Source organism: Streptococcus mitis (assembly GCF_005844455.1).
Lineage (GTDB): Bacteria > Bacillota > Bacilli > Lactobacillales > Streptococcaceae > Streptococcus > Streptococcus mitis_BF.
Genome location: NZ_SPGF01000099.1, coordinates 1 through 2,902, shown reverse-complemented (window position 1 = coordinate 2,902; position 2,902 = coordinate 1). Strand labels below are relative to the sequence as shown.

Here is a 2,902-nt window from a genome sequence, read left to right as displayed (position 1 = left end):
GTGTTGCAGTGCCTCACGGAGACCATTATCACTTTATTCCTTATTCACAAATGTCTGATTTAGAGCAGAAGATTGCAAGAATGATTTCACTTCATTATAGTTCAAGTCACTGGTTGCCATCGAAATCAAATCCAATTCCTGCTCTAGAGCCTACCCCAGTACCAAGTCCGCAACCTACCCCAAACCCTCAACCAGCTCCAAGTAATCCAATTGATAGAAAATTGGTGAAACAGGCAGTTCGAAAGGTAGCTGACGGTTATGTCTTTGAAGAGAATGGAACCTCGCGTTATATCTCTACTAAGGAACTTTCAGCAGAAACTGTTGTAGCCATTGATAATAAACTTGCCAAACAAGAAAGTTTGTCTCATGTGTTAGGAGCTAAGAAAAGCACAATCCCTTCTAGTGAGCAAGAATTTTACAACAAGGTTTATGATTTACTAGCAAGAGTTCATAAAAATTTGATTTCTAATAAAGGTCGCCAAGCTGATTTTGAAACTTTGGATACACTTTTGGAACGTCTTAATGATGTCTCAAGTGATAAAGTCAAGTTAGTTGATGATATTCTTACCTTCCTAGCACCAATTACCCATCCAGAGCGACTTGGCAAACCAAATGCTCAAATTGCTTATACGGACGATGAAATTAAATTAGCGAAATTAGCAGGTAAGTATACAACAGAAGATGGCTATATCTTTGATCCTCGTGATATAACTAGCGATGAAGGCGATGCCTATGTAACTCCGCATATGACTCATAGTCATTGGATCAAGAAAGAAAGTTTGTCTGAAGCTGAAAGAGTAGCAGCTCAGGCTTATGCTAAAGAGAAAGGTTTGACGCCTCCTTCAACCGATCATCAGGTGTCAGGAAATACTGAGGTTAAAGGAGTAGAAGCAATCTATAATAAAGTGAAGGCAGCTAAGAAAGTTCCACTTGATCACATGCCTTACAATCTCCAACATACTGTTGAAGTTAAAAACGGTAGCTTGATTATACCTCATTATGATCATTACCATAACATTAAATTTGCTTGGTTTGACGAAGGACTATATGAGGCACCTAAGGGTTATAGCTTGGAGGATCTTTTTGCGACTGTAAAATATTATGTTGAACATCCAAACGAACGTCCTCACTCAGATAATGGTTGGGGAAATGCCAGCGACCATGTTCGTAAAAATAAAGTAGAAGACAGTAAACCTGATGAAGATAAGGAACATGATGAAGTAAGTGAGCCGACTAGCCCTGAATCTGATGAAAAAGAGAATCACGCAGGTTTAAACCCTTCAGTAGATAATCTTTATAAACCGAGCACTAATGAAGACGAGACAGAGGGAGTTGCTAACGATACAACAGACGAAGCTGAAGTACCTCAAGTAGAGACTGAAAAAGTAGAAGCCAAACTCAAAGAAGTAGAAGCTTTACTTGATAAAGTAACGGATGTTGGTTTGAAAGACAATGTGACAGAGAGCCTATCTGGTTTACGAAATAATTTGAACCTTCAGACAATGGATAATAATGGTATCATGGAAGAAGCAGAAAAATTACTTGCTTTGTTAAAAGGTAGTAATCAGTAACGACGAAACCAGAAGCATAATTTTATCTTGTTAATTTAAAATGATGTAAGAGTCAGTAGCAATACTGGCTTTTATTTGTCTCGCTCCGTAAGTAAGGTTCAGGCTAAATAATACTCAATTGTTTCCAAAAAGCAACTTTGTCCATTGTCTGCTGACAGTGGACTTTAAAACACTTTTTTCCAATCCTTGAATAACTTCTTGAAGCTTATCAATGACGGCTTCCAATGTTTGGAAAGCCTTATTTTTAAAACCTCGTTTTCTAATTTCTTTCCAGACTTGTTCAATAGGGTTCATTTCTGGTGTGTAAGGTGGAATAAAAGCTAACTCAATATTACTTGGAATCTCTAAGGTACTTGATTTATGCCATATAGCATTATCCATGACAAGTAAAATATAGTCATCTGGATAAGCTTGTGAGACTTGCCGTAGAAATTCATTCATCCACTCAGTATTGCATCCTCCAGCAATAAGAAAGAAGGAATCTCCTGTCTGAGCATCTACTGCCCCATAACAATAGCGATATTCTCGCATATAATGACTAGGAATGCTAGGTCGGATTCCTTGAGGAGCCCAACAAGAACTCATCTTACTGATTCTTCCGAAACCAGCTTCATCTTGGTACATCAAGCGTACTTTGTTATAAGCCCTCTCCTCTTTAAAGCGCTTACTTAAGGTCTCGAATGTAGATTTTATTTTTAGACGTCTCAATTGTCTGAGCGTCTGCTTTTTGTGGATGTTCTGGTCTTGGGATGACTTTTCGCCAACCATGGAGTTTCAGGAGACAATAGAAACCATCACGTGTGGAAGTGCGACCAATCTCTTTTTGATAGGCTTGAAATAATTGATTGACAGTTACAAATTCCCCAGCCTGAGCAGCTTCTATATGACGTTTTAGAAATGCTTGTTCTTCTTCATAAGTCATATATTCTCTATGACGTCCACCACGTGTCTCTTGAAGAAGAGCTTCTAAACCAAACTCCTTATATTTTTTCAAATTCCTCCAAACAGTTGTTTTATTGCAATCTAGCAGATCCATGATTTCCTTATAACTCTTTTCTTTTGAGCGAAAATAATACTCATCAAAAATCTATTCTGGACAAATCCATTTTCTGTGAACAATCTTCCTCAGGCATTCTTTTTCCAAATTTTGAATCACTGTTTCTAGCTTCAAAATGACTTCTTCTAAAGATTTGAAGGCCTTGTTTTTGAATCCACGCTTTCGTATCTCTGCCCAAACTTGCTCAATGGGATTCATTTCTGGAGTGTAGGGAGGAATAAATGTACACGTGATATTTTCTGGCAACTCCAAAGCCTGAGACTTGTGCCAGGTG

The 2,902-nt window shown here is 38.1% G+C and carries 2 protein-coding genes and 1 pseudogene; 1 reads left to right on the top strand and 2 read right to left on the bottom strand.

Annotation, left to right across the window (positions count from 1 at the left end; all coding sequences use genetic code 11):
- Positions 1-1,571: pneumococcal-type histidine triad protein (locus FGQ53_RS11445; RefSeq protein ID WP_138338882.1), on the top strand; the 1,571-nt coding region annotated here is incomplete at its 5' end.
- A 114-nt stretch (positions 1,572-1,685) separates the two neighbouring features.
- Here FGQ53_RS11445 and FGQ53_RS11440 read toward each other — a convergent pair.
- Positions 1,686-2,640, bottom strand: a pseudogene (locus FGQ53_RS11440) (IS630 family transposase); the annotation flags it as partial.
- A gap of 18 nt (positions 2,641-2,658) precedes the next feature.
- Positions 2,659-2,902, bottom strand: a 244-nt coding sequence (locus tag FGQ53_RS11435; RefSeq protein ID WP_171019146.1) for a transposase, incomplete at its 5' end; no start/stop codon positions are given.